An 18,467-nucleotide genomic window follows, 5' to 3' on the forward strand; every position below is an offset into this window, starting at 1 on the left:
GCGGACCACCCCGACCAGGCAGGGCCCGTCAGGTGTACGGCGGCGCGACGGTGGTGGAGGGGTCGATGACTCAGGGGGCCGGTCAGGAACCCGTGGTGCGGACAGCGACGTTGCGCGATTTCCGCGTTCCGCCGTATGCGCAGGCCCCGGTGGAACAGGCGGTGCAGGCCCCCGCGCCTCCGCCGCCGCACGCGGTCACACCGCTGTCGCAGGTGGCACCCCTGCCGCAGGTGACAGAGATGTCCCAGCTGGCAGGGATGCCGCAGGGGGCAGAGATGTCGAGGCCGGCGGAGATGTCACAGATCTCGCCTCCGCCGATGCCGCCGTACACCTCACACCCGGGCAACGCCGTACCGAGCGACGAGCCACCGGAGGGCTACACCCCCACCGAACGCGATCTCCCGGTCATCAACCGCGGCGACACCGTCCGGATGCGGGTCGAGCCGGGCCCCCGGCCCGGGTCCGGCCCCGAGACGGGGCGCGGACCGCTGTACGTCGTCGGTGACGTGCACGGGTACCTCGACGAGCTCGTCGCCGCTCTCGCCGAACAGGGGATCGTCGACGCCGAGGGCAACTGGACCGCGGGAAACACCCGCCTCTGGTTCCTCGGCGACTTCACCGACCGCGGGCCGGACGGCATCGGCGTCATCGATCTGGTGATGCGGCTGTCCGCGGAGGCCGCCGCGGCCGGGGGCTACTGCAAGGCCCTGATGGGCAACCACGAGCTGCTGCTGATCGGCGCCAAACGTTTCGGCGACACCCCGGTCAACTCAGGGGCGGGCACGGCCACCTTCCAGGCCGCCTGGCTGCTCAACGGAGGCCAGAAGACCGACATGGAGCGGCTGCAGGACGTCCACCTCCAGTGGATGTCCCGGCTGGACGCGGTCGTCGAGGAGGACGGGCATCTGCTGATGCACTCCGACACCACGGCGTACCTCGACTACGGCTCCACCATCGAGGACGTCAACGACACCGTCCACGCCATCCTCACGCGCAACGACCCCGACGAGTGCTGGGACCTCTTCCGCAAGCTCACCAAGCGGTTCGCCTTCCGGGACGAGGGCGGCGCGCAGGCCGTCAGGGAACTGATGTCGACGTACGGCGGCCGACGCGTCGTCCACGGTCACAGCCCCATTCCGTATCTGCTGGGGGAGGTCGGCTCGGAGGACGGCGAGGACAGCGCGGGTCCGACGGTGGACGGTCCGCACGTGTACGCGGACGGACTGGCCATCGCCATGGACGGTGGCGTCACCATGGCCGGAAAGCTGCTGGTCGTTCAGCTCCCCCTGCATGACTGAGGCGGTTCGGGGGAAGAGACTTCCCCGTCCGACCGCGCAGGCCGCTGGGCCTATTTCCGGAAACCCCCTGTCAACGCGTGCCGTACGCGCTCTACCATCGGCGTATCAGTAGCAGGCTCTCCTCCGTTTCCGCCCAACTGCCCGGCGCAATGCGGGCATACAGGCCCAACGGAGCATCGGGGGATGCACATGAACAGCGCTCCGCACCTGCTGGCCGAGGACCGCCCCGAATACGAGCGGATCCTCGATGACGCCGTGCGTCATGCTCACGAACGGCCAGATCTGGCCCGAATAGGCGACCGGCTCAACCCGGAACAACTGCGCACCATGGCCCTGAACGCCACGGCGGCGATCACGGCGGCCGCGGCGGCCGAGTACGAGCACTACGTGAAGGTACGCGGCGAACTCCGCGCTCCCGTGGCACCGAGGGCCGACGACTCGATCCTCGACCCCGTCCTCGATCCGGCCGCCGAGCCCGAACCGGAAGAAGGGCCCGGGGTGGGCGCCGGGGTGGGCGCGGTCATCACGGTGCTGACGCCGCTGCTCGCGGGCGCCTCGGCCGCGATCTTCCTCCTCATCGGCTATCTGCTCAAGCTGCTCAGCCCGACTCCGGCGTTCGCCGGAACGATGATCTTCGCGGGCTGGTTCTTCGCGGCGGTCATGGCGGCGGCCATCCTGGTCGCGGCGGGCGGCCTGCTCGTCACCGCCCTCCGCAACGGCGTGACGTCGCTGCCGGCGGCGGACGAGGAGGAGGAGTTCCCGGAGGATGTGGCGCGCGCCAGGGAGGCATGGCGGCACGCGCTGCTGGAGCGGGGCATCCTGCCCTTTCTGCGGGACGCGATGGACGACCCCGGAGCCGGCCTCGCCTCCCGTACCCCACGCCGTTCGCCGAACCGCATACCGAAGGTCGGCTACAGCGGCCCCGACTTCTCCAGTCCGGGCGGCGGCCCGGCGGCCGGACCGCGGCCGAGCTTCACCAGTCCGGACTTCACGAGCCCGGACTTCGGCGGCCCCGACCACCAGCCGGAGTGAGACGGGCGCCCGGTCGGCGGACCCGCCCCACGACCGTGAACCCTACGCACAGCCACGCAACCACCCCACGGCCACTGACCTGCCCACAGCCACAGTCCCGTCCCCGACCGCGACTCCGTACCACGAGACCGGCGCGCGCCCCGATGCGACCGCGCGCCCCGACACGACCGTGTGCCTCCACGCGACTGTGTATCTCGACACGCCATCGCACCCCTGGGCGGCCTCGCACCCCGATCCCGGGACCGGTGCGGGCAGCCGAACATCCTCTCAGCTGACCGCGCCGGTCCGACGAACACACCGGCAGCCCCCTCAACGAACGGCGAGGACAGCGGGGGCGGCGCGGGCGGCGGGCTCAGTCGGCGATCGGCAGGTACACCCGGTTCCCGGCCGCCGCGAACTCCCTGGACTTCTCCGCCATGCCCTCCTCGATCTCCGCCTGTGATCCGCCGTGCTCCCGGCGGATGTCATGGGAGATCTTCATCGAGCAGAACTTCGGCCCGCACATCGAGCAGAAGTGCGCGGTCTTGGCGGGTTCGGCCGGCAGCGTCTCGTCGTGGAACTCCCTTGCCGTGTCCGGGTCGAGCGCCAGATTGAACTGGTCCTCCCAGCGGAACTCGAACCTGGCGTCCGACAGCGCGTCGTCCCAGTCCTGCGCGCCAGGGTGTCCCTTGGCCAGGTCCGCCGCGTGTGCCGCGATCTTGTAGGTGATGACGCCGGTCTTCACGTCGTCCCGGTTGGGCAGGCCCAGGTGTTCCTTGGGAGTGACGTAACAGAGCATCGCCGTCCCCCACCAGGCGATCATCGCCGCGCCGATGCCCGAGGTGATGTGGTCGTACGCCGGGGCGACATCCGTGGTCAGCGGGCCGAGCGTGTAGAACGGCGCCTCCTCACAGATCTCCTGCTGGAGGTCGATGTTCTCCTTGATCTTGTGCATCGGGACGTGCCCCGGCCCCTCGATCATCGTCTGGACACCGAACCGTTTGGCGACGCTGTTGAGCTCACCGAGGGTGCGCAACTCGGCGAACTGTGCCTCGTCGTTGGCGTCCGCGATCGAGCCGGGGCGCAGTCCGTCGCCGAGGGAGTACGTCACGTCGTACGTGGCGAGGATTTCGCACAACTCTTCGAAATTCTCGTAGAGGAAGGACTCCTGATGATGCGCCAGGCACCACGCGGCCATGATCGAACCGCCCCGGGAGACGATGCCGGTCTTGCGTCGAGCGGTCAGCGGTACGTACGGCAGCCGCACCCCCGCGTGCACCGTCATGTAGTCGACGCCCTGTTCGGCCTGCTCGATGACCGTGTCCTTGTAGATCTCCCAGGTCAGCTCCTCCGCCCTGCCGTCGACCTTTTCGAGGGCCTGGTAGAGGGGGACGGTCCCGATGGGCACGGGGGAGTTCCGGAGGACCCACTCACGGGTGGTGTGGATGTTGCGCCCGGTGGAAAGGTCCATGACCGTGTCGGCGCCCCACCGGGTGGCCCAGGTCATCTTGTCCACCTCCTCCTCGATGGAGGACGTGACCGCGGAGTTGCCGATGTTGGCGTTGACCTTCACCAGGAACCGCTTCCCGATGATCATCGGCTCGATCTCCGGGTGGTTGACGTTGGCCGGGAGAACGGCCCGGCCCGCGGCGATCTCCTCGCGTACGACCTCGGGCCCGACGTTCTCCCGGATCGCGACGTACTCCATCTCGGGCGTGATCTCGCCCCTGCGGGCGTACGCGAGCTGGGTCACCGGCTTCCCGTCCCGGCTGCGCCGGGGCTGACGGGGGCGGCCGGGGAAGACCGCGTCGAGGTTGCGCAGCCCGCCTCGCGGCGCGGTGTGCTTCAGCCCGTCGTCCTCGGGCCGCGCGGGCCGGCCCGCGTACTCCTCGGTGTCCCCCCGGGCGATGATCCATTTCTCCCGCAGCGGCGAGAGCCCCCGGCGGACGTCGGTCTCGACGGCGGGATCGGTGTACGGCCCCGAGGTGTCGTACAGGGTCACGTCCTTGCCGTTGGTGAGGTGCACCTGACGGACCGGCACCTGGAGGTCGGGGCGCGAACCCTGGACGTATCCCTTGTGCCAGCCGATGGACTTCCCGGCCTCGTCGCCGGTCGCGCTGGGCGCGTTCGGTTCCGAAGCAGGCGTGCGTGCGTCCGATGTGGTCATGAGACCTACTCCCTACGCCGGCATTACCCGGTAACAGGTTCGGCGGTCGGCGCAGCATGTCCCGTACGGCTGTACGGAGATCAGCGCCCTCTCAGCCCGGTGCTCCGAGCTCCCGCGTGTGCAAAGGTGTCACCACGCTAGCGCCCTACCTGGCGTGCTGAACAGAGGGCCCCTGCCGCACTTGCGATGATCGGCCGGTGACGTCCCCCCATACCTCTTCCGATTCCGTGCCCACCGCTCCCGATTCCACCGCCGGCCGCGCTTCTGTGGCGGGCGCCGGTTCTGATGCCGGTGCGCGCTCAGGTGCCGGTGCCGCTCGTCGTCCGGGCCGCGATCCGGCACCCGAGCCGCACGGTCACGCACACAGCCACGCGCACAGCCATGGCCCGGCCGCTCCGGTGTCCACGCATCTGCGCAGAGTCATCGCGGCCGTGCTGATCCCGTTCGCCGCCGCCGTGGTGGTCGGCCTGGTGGCGCTCTGGCCGGGCGGCGCCCCGGCGCACGAACGCACCGGGGTCGGCTTCGACCGGCAGACCGAACAGGCCCAGGTGGTGGCCGTCGAACGGGTCGCCTGCGAGGACGTGAACGCCGCCCAGGTGCCTCCGACCGGTGACACCTCGACACCTTCTGGGCGCGAGGCGGTCAACGCGGCGTCGGGCCTGTGCAAGAAGGCCACCGTCAAGGTGACGAGCGGCAGGAACAAGGGCCGCACCTTCGTGGAGGTCGTCCAGCCCGACTCACCGCGTCAACTGAGCCAGGGCCAGGGAGTGGTGGTGGCGTACGCGCCCGACGCGCCCCACGATCTCCAGTACTCCGTGACGGACGTGGACCGGGCGCTCCCGATGGCGCTGCTGGCCGGGGTGTTCGCGCTCGCCGTCGTCGTCGTGGGCAGGCTGCGCGGGGTGATGGCGCTGGTCGCGCTCGCGGTGTCGTTCGCCGTGCTGACCCTGTTCATTCTCCCGGCGATCCTTCAGGGGTCGAACCCCCTGGTCGTCGCGGTCGTCGGGGCCGGAGCCATCATGCTGATCGCCCTCTACATGTGCCACGGGGTGACGGCCCGCACATCCGTCGCCGTGCTCGGCACACTGATCTCCCTGCTGTTGATCGGACTGCTCGGTTCCCTCTTCATCGGCTGGGCGCATCTGAGCGGCAACACCGACGACAACACCGGACTCATCCACGGCCTGTACCCGGGCATCGACATGAGTGGGCTGCTGCTGGCCGGGGTCATCATCGGCTCGCTGGGCGTGCTGGACGACGTGACGGTCACTCAGACGTCGGCGGTCTGGGAGCTGCATCAGGCGAATCCGGCGATGGGCGCGCGGAAGCTCTACCGGGCGGCGATCAGGATCGGCCGCGACCACATCGCCTCGGTCGTCAATACGCTCGTGCTCGCCTATGCGGGCGCCGCGCTTCCACTGCTGTTGTTGTTCTCGATCGCTGAGAGCGGTGTGGGGACAGTGGCCAACAGCGAGTTGGTGGCGGAGGAGATCGTACGGACGCTGGTCGGCTCGATCGGTCTGGTCGCCTCGGTGCCGGTGACGACCGTTCTCGCGGCGCTGGTGGTCTCCGCGGACCGTACAGGGCTCGGCGCGGAAGCAGGAGCTTCGGCACCCGCACGGACCGGAAGAGGCCGACGTCGCAAACCGTGACCGTGTACACCACCGGGGACTGCCGCAGCGGCCGTTGTGCGCGATGCCACGAACGGCGGAACGACGGACGGAAAGGCAGCGCGGGCCGCACAGGTCGGGTCTGCGGGCGGACGCTACGGACGGCGGTGCGGACGGCGGCGGAGAGCTGGCCCAGGCCGACGGAACTACGAGCTAAGGACGGCGGCGCTCAGCCGGCGTTCTGCTCTTCGGCGAGGATGCGCCCCAGTGCATCTTCCAGACTCCCCTCGAAGTCACCCAACGTGTGCTCCTGACCGAGCGGCACCAACTTGTCCGTGCGGTCGAGAAATGCCACAAGAGGAGCGGTCCCGGCCCGGAAGAGCGCACGGTCCGCACCGACCTGAAGCCTGATGTGCACGTCCGACAGCCCCTCCGGCTCGGTGGGCCCGATGTGCACATCGCCGTCACCACTTGGACTGTTGAGGCCGTCGAGCAACAGCTCACGACCGAAAGCCCAGGTGACGGGGGCGTCACCCGGGAGATGGAAGGTCATCCGGATCGCGTACGGATCGCTCACTTCGTACCGGAGCTCCACCGGGATTCGGAATGACAGCTCCTCGGAGACGAGGAAGCTCATCATGACCTCTGCTTGAACCGACTCGCGCATCGTTCAACCCCGCAGTAGATGAAACTGGCCAGGAATGATCCCCCATGGCCCTATTGACGCCATCGTGGTGCACGCGATAGCAGATCACAAGGAGTGATTTTTCAGATACTGATAGAGAACACGAACGAGCGCAAGAGGCTCGACACTTCGCCACGTAGTTGTTCGACTGCGGGGAGCAACCGTTCCTCTTGTTCCAGAGGGAGAGAAACCGCCATTGCGGCGGCAGTTGAGCCCGCCGTGATGGGAATGGCGGCGCAGACAGTTCCTAAGGCATATTCCTGTCGTTCGATGACAGGTTCCATGCGTTCCATCGATCTCAAACGCTCAAGAAATGACTGACGGTCTCGTACGGAGTAACGCGTCAGTGGTCGCACCGGGTAACGGTCGAGATGGTGTTCGCGGGCCTTCTCATCGAGTTGGCCGAGCAGACATTGGCCGATTGCGTGCGCGTGACCCGTCTCGCGGAACGAGGCCCATTCGTCCACCGCGGGGGAGGCCGGGGTGTCCGCGACTCCGATGAGCTCGATCTCGCCCTCGCGGTAGACCGCGCAGTACACCGGAGCCCCGATGGCGTCGCGCCACTGCTCCAGGGACTCGACGATTCTGCTTCGACGAGGGTGCGGGGGCCTGTTGCCCCCCAGTCGCTCGGTCGCGGCGCCGAACAGGAAGACGCCCTTCTCCCTGCGGAGATATCCCTCGTGGGTCAGCGTGCGCAACAGGTGGTAGGCGGTTGGCAGAGGCAGCCCCGCCTCCCTCGCCAGTTGCTTCGCGGGCGCTCCGTCGCGATGGGCGCCCACAGCCTCCAGCAGTCTCAGTGCCCGCTGAACCGAACCGATCAACGTCGGGACAGTGGTACTCGATGCCGTGGTCAAAGGTCACCCCCAGGCATGGTGACGGGCTGTCAGCCCTCCCATGGGGGCCGCCCCCACAGGGCTGCCGAAGCCTCGGGGTCCGGACCGAACTGTCGTACAAACCACAGGTCAGGTGGTGACAGAAGGGTGTCTCTCCCGGGCGGCGGCAGCGATATGTCACTGTATCGGGAGCCCACGCCGGGATGGTGCTTTCGTTGGCTGCTTAGCTCAGCTGGTCTAATTGCCGTACCGGTCACACGCTCCTGGTCACGGCCCTCGCTCACCGTGCCCGACTGCCGGGTCCCGGGCCACAGGGCCCCCGCGCCCTGTCGGCCCCCGCGCGCCGCCGGTCCGCCCACTACCGGTCTCCGCGGTGGCGGCCCTCGCTCGCTGGTTCTCGGGCCAGGCCCGCCTCTACCAGTCCCGGCTCGACGAGGACATGACCTTCCGGACGACGAAGATGAGCCCGCCGACCAGGATCACGAAGATCAGGGCCTTGAAGAGCAGGCCGATCACGAACCCGACGATGCTGGCGATCAGCCCGCCGAACACGACGATGGCGATGACGGGCACCGCGACCCACTTCACCCACCAGGGCATCCCCGCGAATATCTCCCGCACCGCCATCGTCCGTACCTCGTCTCTATGAGTGCCTGCTTCGATGCTAGAGGCGCGGAGGTGGCCGAAGAGCCGACAGGAGCCCTTGAACTCCCCTGATCGATCCCCTAGGTGTCCCTGAGAGAACGGCTCAGCCCTCCGGCGGGGAGAAGACCACCATCACCCGCAGGTCCTCCGTGATGTGGTGGAACTTGTGGGTGGCACCGGCCGGTACGTACACCACGCTCCCCCGGCCCACGAGCGTGGTCTCCGTACCGACCGTGATCGAGGCTCGGCCGCTGACGACCAGGTACACCTCGTCCTGACTGTGCGGCTGCTGGGGGTCGAGCTCGCCGGCGTCGAGGGCGTACAGGCCGACGGACATGTTCCGTTCCCGCACGAACTGCAGATACGCGCCGTTGTTGGCGGCTCGTTCCGCCTCCAGCTCGTCCAGCCTGAATGCCTTCATCGTGTGTCCGCCCCTTGAGCCTGTTCCACCGGTGTCCGCCACTGATCATGTCTGCCACGATCAGACACATGAAGAATTTCGTAGTCAAGACGATCGCCAACGCGGGAGCGCTGGCCGTGGCCATCTGGCTGCTCAAGGACATCACTCTGGAGGGCGGCAGCACCGGGCGGAAGGCGCTGACCCTGATCGTGGTGGCCCTGATCTTCGGGCTGGTCAACTTCATCGTCAAGCCGGTGGTGCAGTTGCTCACACTGCCGCTGTTCATCCTCACGCTGGGGCTCATCACCCTGGTGATCAACGCGCTGATGCTGATGCTGACCTCGTGGCTGGCCGGTCAGTTCGATCTGAGCTTCCATGTCGACGGCTTCTGGACGGCCGTGCTCGGCGGCCTGATCATCTCGATCGTGTCCTGGGCGCTGAACGTCGTCCTGCCCGACGAGGACTGAGCGTCGGACCCCGCCGCTGCCACCGGGCGGCGGTCCGGCTCGGTCGTACGATCCACCTGTGCCCCACGGCCGCACCCGGCGGCCGTGCGCCACGGGCCGGGGCCGGACGGGCCACCGAAGGTGAGAGGCGGATGAACAGCATGGGTGACGGAACACGAGCGGTACGGGCGGGGCTGCCCGCGCCGGCGCAGTACGAGCCCACCCTGCCGGGACCGGTGTTCGCGGCACACTTCCATCTGTCCGGAGAACCGGTCGGCCCGTACACCTACGGCCGGGAGACCAATCCGACCTGGACGCTTCTGGAGCGGGCCATCGGCGAGCTGGAGGCACCGGGGGAAGCGGTGGAGACCACGGTCTTCGCCTCGGGGATGGCTGCGGTCGCGGCCGTGCTGTTGTCCCAGGCACGCGCGGGGGACACGGTGGTGCTGCCGGACGACGGCTACCAGGCGCTGCCCCTGGTGCGCGAGCAGCTGGAGGCGTACGGCGTCGAGGTGCGAACCGCGCCGACCGGCGGCGACGCCCAGCTGGCGGTCCTGGAGGGGGCCAAGCTGCTGTGGCTGGAGACACCGTCCAATCCCGGGCTCGATGTGTGCGATGTGCGCCGACTGGCCGAGGCGGCCCACTCGGCGGGGGCTCTGGTCGCCGTCGACAACACACTGGCCACTCCGCTCGGTCAGCGCCCGCTTGAGCTGGGTGCCGACTTCTCCGTGGCCAGTGACACCAAGGGCATGACCGGTCACGGGGACATCCTTCTCGGCCACGTGACCTGCCGCGATCCTCAGCTGGCGGCCGGGGTACGACGCTGGCGCAAGGTCGTCGGTGCGATTCCGGGGCCGATGGAGGCATGGCTGGCCCATCGTTCGCTGGCGACGCTGCACTTGCGGACCGACCGGCAGTGCGCGAACGCTCTCGCACTCGCGGAGGCGCTGTCCGGACGTCCGGAGGTGACCGGACTGCGCTATCCCGGACTGCCCACCGACCCGTCGTATCCGAACGCCGTACGGCAGATGCGTCGCTTCGGGTCCGTGGTGTCGTTCGTGCTGCCCGACCGGGAAAGCGCGGAACGCTTCTTGTCGGGACTACGACTCGTCGACGATGCCACGAGCTTCGGAGGCGTACGGTCCACCGCTGAGCGACGCCGTCGTTGGGGTGGGGACGCGGTGCCCGAGGGCTTCATCCGGTTCTCGGTGGGTGCTGAGGACCACGAGGACCTGATCGCCGATGTCGAACGAGCGCTTGGTGAGGCCGTCCGGCCCGTCCGCTGAGACACCCGTGGGAACCCGAGTGGCTGCTGCGCGCCGTGGGTCCCTGGTGGTCGTGGGCCGGAAAGGAGTTTCAGAACGGGTCGGGCGGGCCACTCTCTTGCCATGACCGAACGCCCAGTGGTCAAGCGAACCGCGCGTGCCATCCTGCTCGACGGCAACGACCTCGTCCTCATCAAGCGCACCAAACCAGGCGTCGACCCGTACTGGATCACGCCGGGCGGCGGGGTCGAGCCGGAGGACGCCACCGTGGTCGACGCCCTGCACCGCGAGGTGGACGAAGAGCTCGGTGCGAAGATCGTCGACGTGGTCCCTTGTTTCGTCGACACTGTGGAACACATCGCGGGCGCCGGGGTGAAGGGGGTGAAGGTGCAGCACTTCTTCGTCTGCCGACTGGCCTCGATGGACCTGGCGCGACGGCACGGACCGGAGATCGACGAGCCGTGCGGGGAGTACGAGATCGTGCGGGTGCCGTTCAGCCGGGTCGGGATCGCCGCCGTCCATCTCGTACCGCTCTCACTGAGGCACTATCTGGACGGCAACATCGAAGGCGTACGAGCCATGCAGGCGTCCGATCTGGGTTGAGCCGAACCCTCGAAGTGCTCTCCGGGACCGGCCATGCCCCTGGACACCGGCGTTGGCCATCCGGCCGTGTTTCACGTGAAACACGGCCGCTCCGGCATCAAGGAAACCGTGAACCACGGGTCCACAGTCCCTGGAGGAGTCGGGGCGAGCCGACTGAGGCCGGTTGTCGTGACTCCGGACAAGTTCCGCCAAAGCGCTGGACGAAAGATCACCGCGTCCGACAGCCTGATGCTCATGTTCAACCCATCACCTCGCCCCCTCGCCGAACTGCCCGTTCGACGGCTCACCCGAGGAGACCTGGTCTCCTGCGCAGATCTCGCCGAGGACCGCGGGTGGCCGCGCGAGGAGCACAGATGGGGCCTGCTCCTCTCCGCCGGGGCGGGATACGGCATCGATGATCCCGAGGACAAGGGCTTGGCGGCCGTCTGCGTGCTGACGTCCTACGGCCCCCGGCTCGCCGCGATCGGCACGATGCTCGTGGCCGGGAGGTATGGCCGTCAGGGAGTCGCTCGCCGTCTGATGCGCCATGTGATCGACGCGGCCGAGGGCGCGCCGCTCTCGCTCTACGCAACGGCTCAGGGGAAGCCGCTCTACGAAGGGCTGGGCTTCGACGTCCTGGGCCGTTGCGATCGGCTCAGTGGTTTCTTCCGGCCGACGGTCGAGTCGTTCGCCGTGACCACCCGGTCCGCCACGGCCGAGGACCTGCACGCGATCCTGCGACTGGACGCCGAGGTCTTCGGCGCCGACCGGATGCATGTCCTCGCCCGGCTGCCGGCCTTCGCGGACCATCTGCACATCGCCGAGAAAGGTGGCGAGCTGGTCGGCTACGCGGCGGCCTGGCCGAGTACGGAGTTCCACACGGTCGGCCCGGTCGTCGCCGGGAATCCGAAAACGGCCAAGGCACTGATCACCTCACTGGCCGCGGTCTCGAACCGGCCTCTGCGCATCGACATCGACGCCCGCCACGAGGAGCTGACGAGCTGGCTCGTGGAACATGGCATGACACAGGGCAGCGGCACAGCGCTGATGGCATACCAGTCCCCGCGCGGCCTGCCCGGGGACTGGACGCGCCGTTTCGCACCCCTGACGATCGCCATGGGTTGACCGCTCGGCGAGACAGCCACGGAAGCCCGAATCGGCCTCGTGAGGGTGGTCGAACGGGTGAAGGTCTCCGCGTAGTCTGCCGATCATGAGCGATCTGGAAATCCGAGCCGCGGTACCCGGCGATATCCCGGACATCGTGGCAATGCTCGCCGACGACCCGTTGGGCGCCCAGCGTGAGTCGCCGGACGACCTCGAACCGTACCGCTCCGCGTTCCAGCGGCTGGCCGACGACCCGAACCAGCGTCTGGTGGTCGCCGTGCGCGGGGGGCACATCGTCGGCACCCTTCAGCTCACGATCGTCCCGGGCCTCTCACGACGGGGCTCGACCCGCTCGATCATCGAGGGTGTGCGGGTCCACAGCGGCGAACGTGGCGGCGGACTCGGTACCCGGTTGATCCAGTGGGCCGTGGACGAATCCCGTCGGCGGGACTGCCAATTGGTCCAGCTGACATCGGACGCGACCCGCACCGACGCACGCCGCTTCTACGAACGGCTGGGCTTCACCGCGAGCCACGTGGGCTTCAAGCTCGCGCTCTGAGCACAGGGTTGGCCATGTGCGCCACGCCTGTCGAGGCCGACCTCAAGTGGTGGACCGGTGGGCGGGCAACATCCGTCCGACCGTATCGGTGGAACAGCGAGTCTCCGCACTCCATTGGAAGGGGAAGTGAAGGAGGTGACAGCGTGAGCGCCCGGCCACCGAGTAGGTCATGTTCCACGTGAAACATGACCGGACCAGGCCGCCGGTCTCTCAGACACCGCGCGAATTCCCTGCGGTCAGAGGCCGATACCTCGCCAGCCGTCCGCGTCCACACCACCGGGAACCCCCGCCTGAGAGTCGTACGGTTCTCGCGTGAAGACGAACGACCCCACATCCAGGTGGCTGACCGAACCATCGGCACGCCGGACCACACGAAGGATCTCTCCCGTGTAGTAGCCGTCCAGGCCGGTCCAGGTCCCGTCCGGGCGTGCCACGAATCGCGCACCACGACCACTGCCGTGCAGCGGCCTCAGCTCAACCCCACGTCCCCGGACCAATGTCAGACCGTAGGAACGGGTGCCCCAGTACCACGCGCCCGTCAGCGCGAGCAGCTCCGGATCGGCCTCCGCCTCGGGCAGCGGGCGCCACGGTCGCGGGATACGGGGCTCCGCCTCGGCCACGATCCGAACGAGATCGGCCGCAAGGTCACCGATGGCTACTCCGGAGGTGGCATTGGCGAGCACGACCGCTGCCATGTCGTCCTCGACACTCAGCCACAGAGCCGCCAGGAACCCGGGCAACGAGCCCGTATGCCCGACGAGCGTGCGCCCCTCCTTCCGTACGATCTGAAGCCCCAGCCCGTAGGTGCCCTCTTCGTCCCCGTCCATCGGCGCGGCCGGTAGACGCATCTCCGCCAGAGAGGCGGCCCCGAGCACCCGGTCGTCCCCTTCGGCGAGGAAGGACGCGAAGCGGCCGAGGTCGCTGACGGTCGACCAGAGCTGACCGGCCGGCGCCATCAGTCCCAGGTCCTCGGCAGGTTCGGGCAGGATGACGTCGGCCCAGGGATGAACGGCCCAGCCATCGGCGTGCGGTGCCTGGGGCTGCGGACTCGTACGGTGCAAGCCCAGCGGTTCCAGGACCTCGCGACGCAGCACGTCCGACCAGGAAGCTCCGCGTACCGCCTCGATCAACGAGCCCAGCAGGGTGTACCCAGGATTGGAGTAGTGGTGCCGGTGCCCGGGGCGATGCGGCCGAGGCCGTTCACCGAGGACATCGGCCAACTCGGGACGGAGTGCACCAGGCGTCCGCTCCCACCAGGGAGAAGGCGTCTCCGCGGCCAGTCCCGCGGTGTGCCCGAGAAGCTGGCGAATGGTCACCGTGCCGACCCCGGTACCCGGCAGGTGCTTCTCCAGCGGATCATCGAGATCCAACAGCCCCTCGTCCCGTAGACGCAGCACCAGTACAGCGGTGAAGGTCTTGGTGATGGAACCGATCCGGAACTGGTGATCAGCCTCGGGCGCATCAGCGGCGATATCGCCGCGGGCCCCGCTCCAGACCAGTCGACCGTCCCGCCGCACACCTCCGACGATCGAGGGCACCCGGCCTTCGGACTGCCCGACGGCCATACGGTGCAGCAGTGCGCGCCGGGTACTGGGAAGCAGATCTTCGGTAGAGAGAGTCATGGTCAAGACGTACCCGCGAAGGGACCGGTTGGCGAGCGTTTCACGCCGTGAGCCCCGGCACTGCGCACGACAACCGCCGACCGCCCCCGGAATCCGGGCTGCGGATCACTTCGACCCGGCCAGTGAAATCCGGCTGTACCCAGAGATGTGCGGTAGCAGGCTGACTGGACGCCACCGTCCGGAAGATGCTGAATCTCCGAACTCACCGCCGACTTCAGCAATCAGCGATCACACAGAGGCTGTCTCGTGTCCGAGCGGGCATCGGCCCTGTTCCGTCGTTCGCGGAAGCGGAGCCGGATACCCGGTGTCATCGCTGGGAGGCAGTGTGACGCCGTCGGAGGAGTCCTTGGCTGTCTCCCAGCAAAGAAAGTCCGCCCAGAAGCGCCCGAGATGGAGCGGGTCGTGCGCATCGAAACAGAGCGCGTGCAGGTGAGAAGTCATCCGTAGGACTCCCGGTAGGAGCAGGCGGGTCGTGTCGGAGCCTGCCCAGCCGTTGCCACCCGGTCAACTGATTAACGCCCCATAGCGGCCCACGCTCAGCGCCTTGCCCGCAGGCGCTGCACACATCCCCCTCGGCGACCAGGTCCCGGCCACGCCGGGCGACCAGCGCCTCGACGGCCGGCGAGATCGCTCAACTCCTCCAGGAGCACCGCAGGCCGTGCCCCCGGGCGAGGGTGGCTGGTCGGGTAGGTGCGGCGCATCACCGCCCCGCCCACCCGACCGACAGATGTAGGTTCTCACTTTCGGTGTCATGCGCCGACGCTATGACCTGGACGTTCCCCTCCAGTCTCACGACGTGTCGGCAGGCGGCTGTCTCAGATCGGTGTCATTTCCTCAGACTGCCCAGCCGGCTGCACCGCTTGTCCGCGTCCCGTCTGAGTGCACCACCACGTACGGAGATACGTGCACCGGCAAGCAGTTCATGTCATCGCGCGGGCATGACGGTGGCAGGGAGGCAAACCTCCAGGATGACTGCGGTGCCAGCCATGGCTCGGTCCTCGTGCATGGTGATCTGCTGGCCGGGCTGGACGTGCGTCCAGTGGGAGGGAGTGAGGGGCACAAGGCGAACCGTGGCTCGCCCTCCGGGCTCCAGCATGGGCATGTTCTCAACCCAGAGCCCAGCGATGCTGACCGCACGTCCGCCGGTGGGTGAGAGGAGACCGATGTCCCACATGGGCCGCAGAACACCCGCGCCGGAGATTGGCGTCGTGCGTCGCGCCTCGGCGGCAGGGCGGAGCGTCAAATCCGCCCTGATCACGCCGTTGCGGAGCTCGGAGCATCGCCAATGGCACCAAGCCGCACTCCGCTCCAGCTGGAGCTGATCAGCCGCTTCGGCGAGCTTCTCCCAGAAAGCCAAAGGGAGCGAGTGAGTCTCCCCAAACTTCTCCAGCAGACCCAGGGCGATCTCCCACTCGTCGTGAACGAGGTAGTCCCAGACGTCTCCCACCGTAATGTCATTCTCGGTGGCGGTCTCTTCCGGAACCAACAGGAAAGCTGCTTCGAGCAACTCAGGGACGTCCATGCGCTCATTGTCGACCGCATGAACCTGCTGCCCGGTCCGGATGTCAGACCCTGCGCTTAGAGTGCGGCGAGATGGGGCCGGTCCCGAGGCCGCCAGCACCGGAAAACGGCAGCCTCCTTGGCCTGCTCGGGGGTGGTTTCGGCCCAACCAGCGTCCAGGCATCGTTGAGGGCCACGAGTGCAGCCTGTCAGCCCGGCCCCTTTGAGTACCTAATCGGAGTCAGTATCGAGCGACCCGGTGCATCGCACCCGCCCCGGGTACATTCACCGCGATCGGAGAGCATCGTGAAGAACAGCCCGTTGTGGCGAGTGGTTGACAACCAGAGTGGTACCCAGTCCATCGTCAGCACGCCCTCCGAGGCGGTCGCGTTCGTCAACAGCCGGTTCGACACCGATGACGACGAGCCGTTCAGCATCACCGAGGTCGGCCCTCTCCTTCCGAAGCCGCTCGGGATCATCACCGCATGGGCCGCCAAGAAGGACGGCGAGCGAACCGACGGGCGTACTGCCCCGATCACCATCAGGCCGGTTGTGACGGACAACGCCAGCGAGTGCGATGACGTCGTGCTCTGGGGCGACGTGTACGTCTCCTGGGACCACGACATGTACACCGTCGAGGAGCCGGACAGCTCCGAGTACAGCGAGGCTTACAACGCAGCCGAGTTGAGCGCGATCCTCGACGAGTACGCCGACGACTACGAGTACGCGCCTGAAGGGCCTGAAGAGCCCGACAGCCACAGATGGCCGAAACCGGAAGAGTTGATCACCTACGGCGCCCAGGAGTGTGCCAAACGGTTCGGGCACCTCGACGACGACGCCCTGCTGTGGCTCGCTGCCACCCGCATCACGCTCGCCGTGTGGCGCAACACACCCGTCGAGAACTGGCATGCCGGGAAGAGTCCGCTCCACGACGGCACAATGATGCGGATCAACACGGCAACCACCCGACTCGTGCGCTCGATGCTGTCGTTCGACCATGTCGACTGGATCGGTCTCGGTCTCGCGATCGTCAACCCGTCCCGGGTTCTGCCGACAGGGCAGTCCGTACTCGAGCTCGGGCTGGCCTGCCACAACCCTGACGACCCGGCGCACGAGGTTGATTCGCGAGAAGAACTCGCAGAGATGGCACAGGTCGCGATCTCATGGGGGCGAAGGTACTGCCTTCGCGAGAAGGAGTTCGGCCTGCGAACCCTGATCGAATTCTTCTGTGCGTCCGACAACGGCTGGTTCGGAGCACCGAGTTGGGGGCGCATCGTCGATCGGTTCCTTACGGCTGTCGACGACCGGGAGAATGCGCACTGGCGCATACACCAGGACAAGCCTTGGTTCGACGAGTGGTTCACCAACCGGCCGGCCGACATTGCGGACACCACGAAATTTCGTCGGCTGCTCCTTGCCGGGCCCGACCTGCTGTCCGAGAAGGCCGCCGAATGGTGCGTGGATGGTGCCATCGGCTACGTCTGCCAGGACGACCATGCGAACGACTGCTGCCGGTGCGGTATCCCACCGGCAACGGAGTCCCCCAACGAGTGAACGTGGGCACCAGCATAGAAAGCATCAAATCCACTGACCACGCTTTCTCCCACCTGCTCGGCGGCCTCCCCTGCTTGGGGAGCCAGTCGCGGCTCCACTGACTGGAGATGTGCGGGTGTTTCTGACGGATCTGTGGCAGCAACGCTGGCCCGGCTGCCCGCCGGTCGGTCACAAGCTCCGTGAGCCCTACAGGAATGTCTGGGTCCGCTTCCACAGTCCGTCGGGTCTTTGTCATCAGCTTCACCGGCCTGCCGGTTTCTTGATATGAGGTTCCCCCGTGCTTGAGGTTCCCCCGTTGCTCGGGAGGTGCTGATCAGCTGGTCAGGGCGGGTTAGCGGGGTTTCAGGTTCGCTCGTTCGGCTGTTGCCTGCTCGGCGTAGTGCTTTTCCTCGAACTCGATCGGGCTGAGGTAGCCGAGCCGCTTCTGGATGCGCCGGCTGTTGTAGAAACCGTCGAAGTACTCGAAGAGCGCGAGGTTCGCCTCGGCCCTGGTGGCGAAGACACGGCCGCGGACGCACTCGGTCTTCGTCAGCATCCACAGATTCTCCGCGAGGGCGTTGTCGTAACTGTCGCCGACCGAGCCCATCGACGCCTCAATACCGGCCCGTAAAAGGCGGGTTGTGAGTTTGATGGACGTGTATTGACAGCCGTGGTCGGCGTGGTGGACGAGCTTGCCGGGCTCGACCTCGCGGGAGGCGAGCGCGTACTCCAGGCTGGACAGGACCAGGTCGGCGTCCGCGCGGGCGGAGGTCTCCCGGGCCACGGCCCGGCGGGAGAACGCGTCGCGGATCGCGGACAGCCACAGCGGTCCCTCGGCGGTCGGGATCATCGTCAGGTCGGTGACCCACAGCCGGTTCGGCCCCTGGGCGGTGAAGTCCCGGTTGACGAGGTCCGGGGCGAGCGTCGCCTTGGGATCCCGGCGCGTGAAACCGCTCCGGCGCGGGCTGAGACCCGCCAGAACCGGCCTCGCGCATCAACCGTTCGACGCGCTTGCGGCCCACGTGGACGCCCTCGCGTTTCAGCATGGCGTGCACGCGTGGTGACCCGTAGATGCCACCGGACCCGGTATGGATCTCCTTGATCTGCCCGGTGAGCTCGACGTCGCGGCGCCGCCGCTCGCAGGGCTCCTTCTCGGCCCGGCGCCAGCGGTAGCAGGTGGAGGAGGCGATGGAAAGCTCCCGAAGTA

17 protein-coding genes and 1 riboswitch are annotated in these 18,467 nt (G+C 67.7%); of the genes, 9 read left to right on the top strand and 8 right to left on the bottom strand.

All coding sequences use genetic code 11. The annotated features are described in order from the left end of the window. Window positions 1-65: 65 nt before the first annotated feature. Together PZB75_RS14855 and PZB75_RS14860 are read left to right on the top strand one after the other, a co-directional pair. Window positions 66-1,298, top strand: coding sequence for a metallophosphoesterase (locus PZB75_RS14855; RefSeq protein ID WP_275535768.1), 1,233 nt, complete (start codon window positions 66-68; stop codon window positions 1,296-1,298). A 183-nt stretch (window positions 1,299-1,481) separates the two neighbouring features. Beyond that, the gene (locus tag PZB75_RS14860; protein WP_275535769.1) at window positions 1,482-2,330 is read left to right on the top strand and encodes a hypothetical protein; all 849 of its coding nucleotides are present in this window, start codon (window positions 1,482-1,484) and stop codon (window positions 2,328-2,330) included. Between the two features lie 352 nt (window positions 2,331-2,682). On the opposite strand, the gene thiC is transcribed toward PZB75_RS14860, so the two are convergent. Then, window positions 2,683-4,476: a phosphomethylpyrimidine synthase ThiC gene (gene thiC / locus PZB75_RS14865; RefSeq protein ID WP_275535770.1), complete on the bottom strand. Its 1,794-nt coding sequence runs from the start codon at window positions 4,474-4,476 to the stop codon at window positions 2,683-2,685. After that, window positions 4,469-4,602, bottom strand: a riboswitch (TPP riboswitch). It overlaps the preceding gene by 8 nt. 71 nt (window positions 4,603-4,673) lie before the next feature. On the opposite strand from thiC, the gene PZB75_RS14870 reads away from it, so the two are divergent. Continuing rightward, window positions 4,674-6,128 (top strand): YibE/F family protein, encoded by a 1,455-nt coding sequence (locus PZB75_RS14870; RefSeq protein ID WP_275535771.1) that lies wholly within the window; start codon window positions 4,674-4,676, stop codon window positions 6,126-6,128. Between the two features lie 187 nt (window positions 6,129-6,315). On the opposite strand, the gene PZB75_RS14875 is transcribed toward PZB75_RS14870, so the two are convergent. From PZB75_RS14875 to PZB75_RS14890, 4 genes are all read right to left on the bottom strand, one after another. Then, window positions 6,316-6,753: an SsgA family sporulation/cell division regulator gene (locus PZB75_RS14875; RefSeq protein WP_275535772.1), complete on the bottom strand. Its 438-nt coding sequence runs from the start codon at window positions 6,751-6,753 to the stop codon at window positions 6,316-6,318. 101 nt (window positions 6,754-6,854) lie between these two features. Continuing rightward, window positions 6,855-7,625: a helix-turn-helix domain-containing protein gene (locus tag PZB75_RS14880; protein WP_343286239.1), complete on the bottom strand. Its 771-nt coding sequence runs from the start codon at window positions 7,623-7,625 to the stop codon at window positions 6,855-6,857. 393 nt (window positions 7,626-8,018) lie between these two features. Further along, on the bottom strand, window positions 8,019-8,225 hold the full coding sequence (locus tag PZB75_RS14885; RefSeq protein ID WP_275538718.1) for a DUF5326 family protein: 207 nt from the start codon (window positions 8,223-8,225) through the stop codon (window positions 8,019-8,021). Between the two features lie 127 nt (window positions 8,226-8,352). Beyond that, entirely contained in the window at window positions 8,353-8,670 is a 318-nt protein-coding gene (locus PZB75_RS14890; protein WP_275535774.1) for a cupin domain-containing protein, read from the bottom strand. Window positions 8,671-8,738: 68 nt separating this feature from the next. Here PZB75_RS14890 and PZB75_RS14895 point away from each other — a divergent pair, with 68 nt between their 5' ends. From PZB75_RS14895 to PZB75_RS14915, 5 genes are all read left to right on the top strand, one after another. Further along, window positions 8,739-9,116, top strand: coding sequence for a phage holin family protein (locus PZB75_RS14895; RefSeq protein WP_275535775.1), 378 nt, complete (start codon window positions 8,739-8,741; stop codon window positions 9,114-9,116). A gap of 131 nt (window positions 9,117-9,247) precedes the next feature. Next, window positions 9,248-10,381 (top strand): cystathionine gamma-lyase, encoded by a 1,134-nt coding sequence (locus tag PZB75_RS14900; protein ID WP_275535776.1) that lies wholly within the window; start codon window positions 9,248-9,250, stop codon window positions 10,379-10,381. Window positions 10,382-10,483: 102 nt separating this feature from the next. Further along, window positions 10,484-10,963 (top strand): NUDIX hydrolase, encoded by a 480-nt coding sequence (locus PZB75_RS14905; RefSeq protein ID WP_275535777.1) that lies wholly within the window; start codon window positions 10,484-10,486, stop codon window positions 10,961-10,963. 234 nt (window positions 10,964-11,197) lie between these two features. Continuing rightward, the gene (locus PZB75_RS14910; RefSeq protein WP_275535778.1) at window positions 11,198-12,067 is read left to right on the top strand and encodes a GNAT family N-acetyltransferase; all 870 of its coding nucleotides are present in this window, start codon (window positions 11,198-11,200) and stop codon (window positions 12,065-12,067) included. Between the two features lie 85 nt (window positions 12,068-12,152). Next, entirely contained in the window at window positions 12,153-12,605 is a 453-nt protein-coding gene (locus PZB75_RS14915) for a GNAT family N-acetyltransferase (RefSeq protein ID WP_275535779.1), read from the top strand. A gap of 236 nt (window positions 12,606-12,841) precedes the next feature. Here PZB75_RS14915 and PZB75_RS14920 read toward each other — a convergent pair whose 3' ends face one another. Beyond that, window positions 12,842-14,227, bottom strand: a complete 1,386-nt coding sequence (locus PZB75_RS14920; protein WP_275535780.1) for a serine hydrolase domain-containing protein — start codon at window positions 14,225-14,227, stop codon at window positions 12,842-12,844. A 925-nt stretch (window positions 14,228-15,152) separates the two neighbouring features. Continuing rightward, the gene (locus tag PZB75_RS14925) at window positions 15,153-15,749 is read right to left on the bottom strand and encodes a hypothetical protein (RefSeq protein ID WP_275535781.1); all 597 of its coding nucleotides are present in this window, start codon (window positions 15,747-15,749) and stop codon (window positions 15,153-15,155) included. Window positions 15,750-16,033: 284 nt separating this feature from the next. Here PZB75_RS14925 and PZB75_RS14930 point away from each other — a divergent pair, with 284 nt between their 5' ends. After that, the gene (locus tag PZB75_RS14930) at window positions 16,034-17,281 is read left to right on the top strand and encodes a hypothetical protein (protein WP_275535782.1); all 1,248 of its coding nucleotides are present in this window, start codon (window positions 16,034-16,036) and stop codon (window positions 17,279-17,281) included. A gap of 331 nt (window positions 17,282-17,612) precedes the next feature. Here PZB75_RS14930 and PZB75_RS14935 read toward each other — a convergent pair whose 3' ends face one another. Further along, window positions 17,613-18,239 (bottom strand): IS3 family transposase, encoded by a 627-nt coding sequence (locus PZB75_RS14935; protein ID WP_275538719.1) that lies wholly within the window; start codon window positions 18,237-18,239, stop codon window positions 17,613-17,615. Window positions 18,240-18,467: the final 228 nt, after the last annotated feature.

Source organism: Streptomyces sp. AM 4-1-1 (genome assembly GCF_029167625.1).
Classification (GTDB): domain Bacteria; phylum Actinomycetota; class Actinomycetes; order Streptomycetales; family Streptomycetaceae; genus Streptomyces.

Bases quoted from the DNA above. Each gene is read 5' to 3' on its own strand.
- PZB75_RS14855 (WP_275535768.1), top strand. From the start codon at position 66: ATGACTCAGGGGGCCGGTCAGGAACCCGTGGTGCGGACAGCGACGTTG.
- PZB75_RS14860 (WP_275535769.1), top strand. From the start codon at position 1,482: ATGCACATGAACAGCGCTCCGCACCTGCTGGCCGAGGACCGCCCCGAA.
- thiC (WP_275535770.1), bottom strand. From the start codon at position 4,476: ATGACCACATCGGACGCACGCACGCCTGCTTCGGAACCGAACGCGCCC.
- PZB75_RS14875 (WP_275535772.1), bottom strand. From the start codon at position 6,753: ATGCGCGAGTCGGTTCAAGCAGAGGTCATGATGAGCTTCCTCGTCTCC.
- PZB75_RS14890 (WP_275535774.1), bottom strand. From the start codon at position 8,670: ATGAAGGCATTCAGGCTGGACGAGCTGGAGGCGGAACGAGCCGCCAAC.
- PZB75_RS14895 (WP_275535775.1), top strand. From the start codon at position 8,739: ATGAAGAATTTCGTAGTCAAGACGATCGCCAACGCGGGAGCGCTGGCC.
- PZB75_RS14900 (WP_275535776.1), top strand. From the start codon at position 9,248: ATGAACAGCATGGGTGACGGAACACGAGCGGTACGGGCGGGGCTGCCC.
- PZB75_RS14905 (WP_275535777.1), top strand. From the start codon at position 10,484: ATGACCGAACGCCCAGTGGTCAAGCGAACCGCGCGTGCCATCCTGCTC.
- PZB75_RS14910 (WP_275535778.1), top strand. From the start codon at position 11,198: ATGTTCAACCCATCACCTCGCCCCCTCGCCGAACTGCCCGTTCGACGG.
- PZB75_RS14915 (WP_275535779.1), top strand. From the start codon at position 12,153: ATGAGCGATCTGGAAATCCGAGCCGCGGTACCCGGCGATATCCCGGAC.
- PZB75_RS14920 (WP_275535780.1), bottom strand. From the start codon at position 14,227: ATGACTCTCTCTACCGAAGATCTGCTTCCCAGTACCCGGCGCGCACTG.
- PZB75_RS14925 (WP_275535781.1), bottom strand. From the start codon at position 15,749: ATGGACGTCCCTGAGTTGCTCGAAGCAGCTTTCCTGTTGGTTCCGGAA.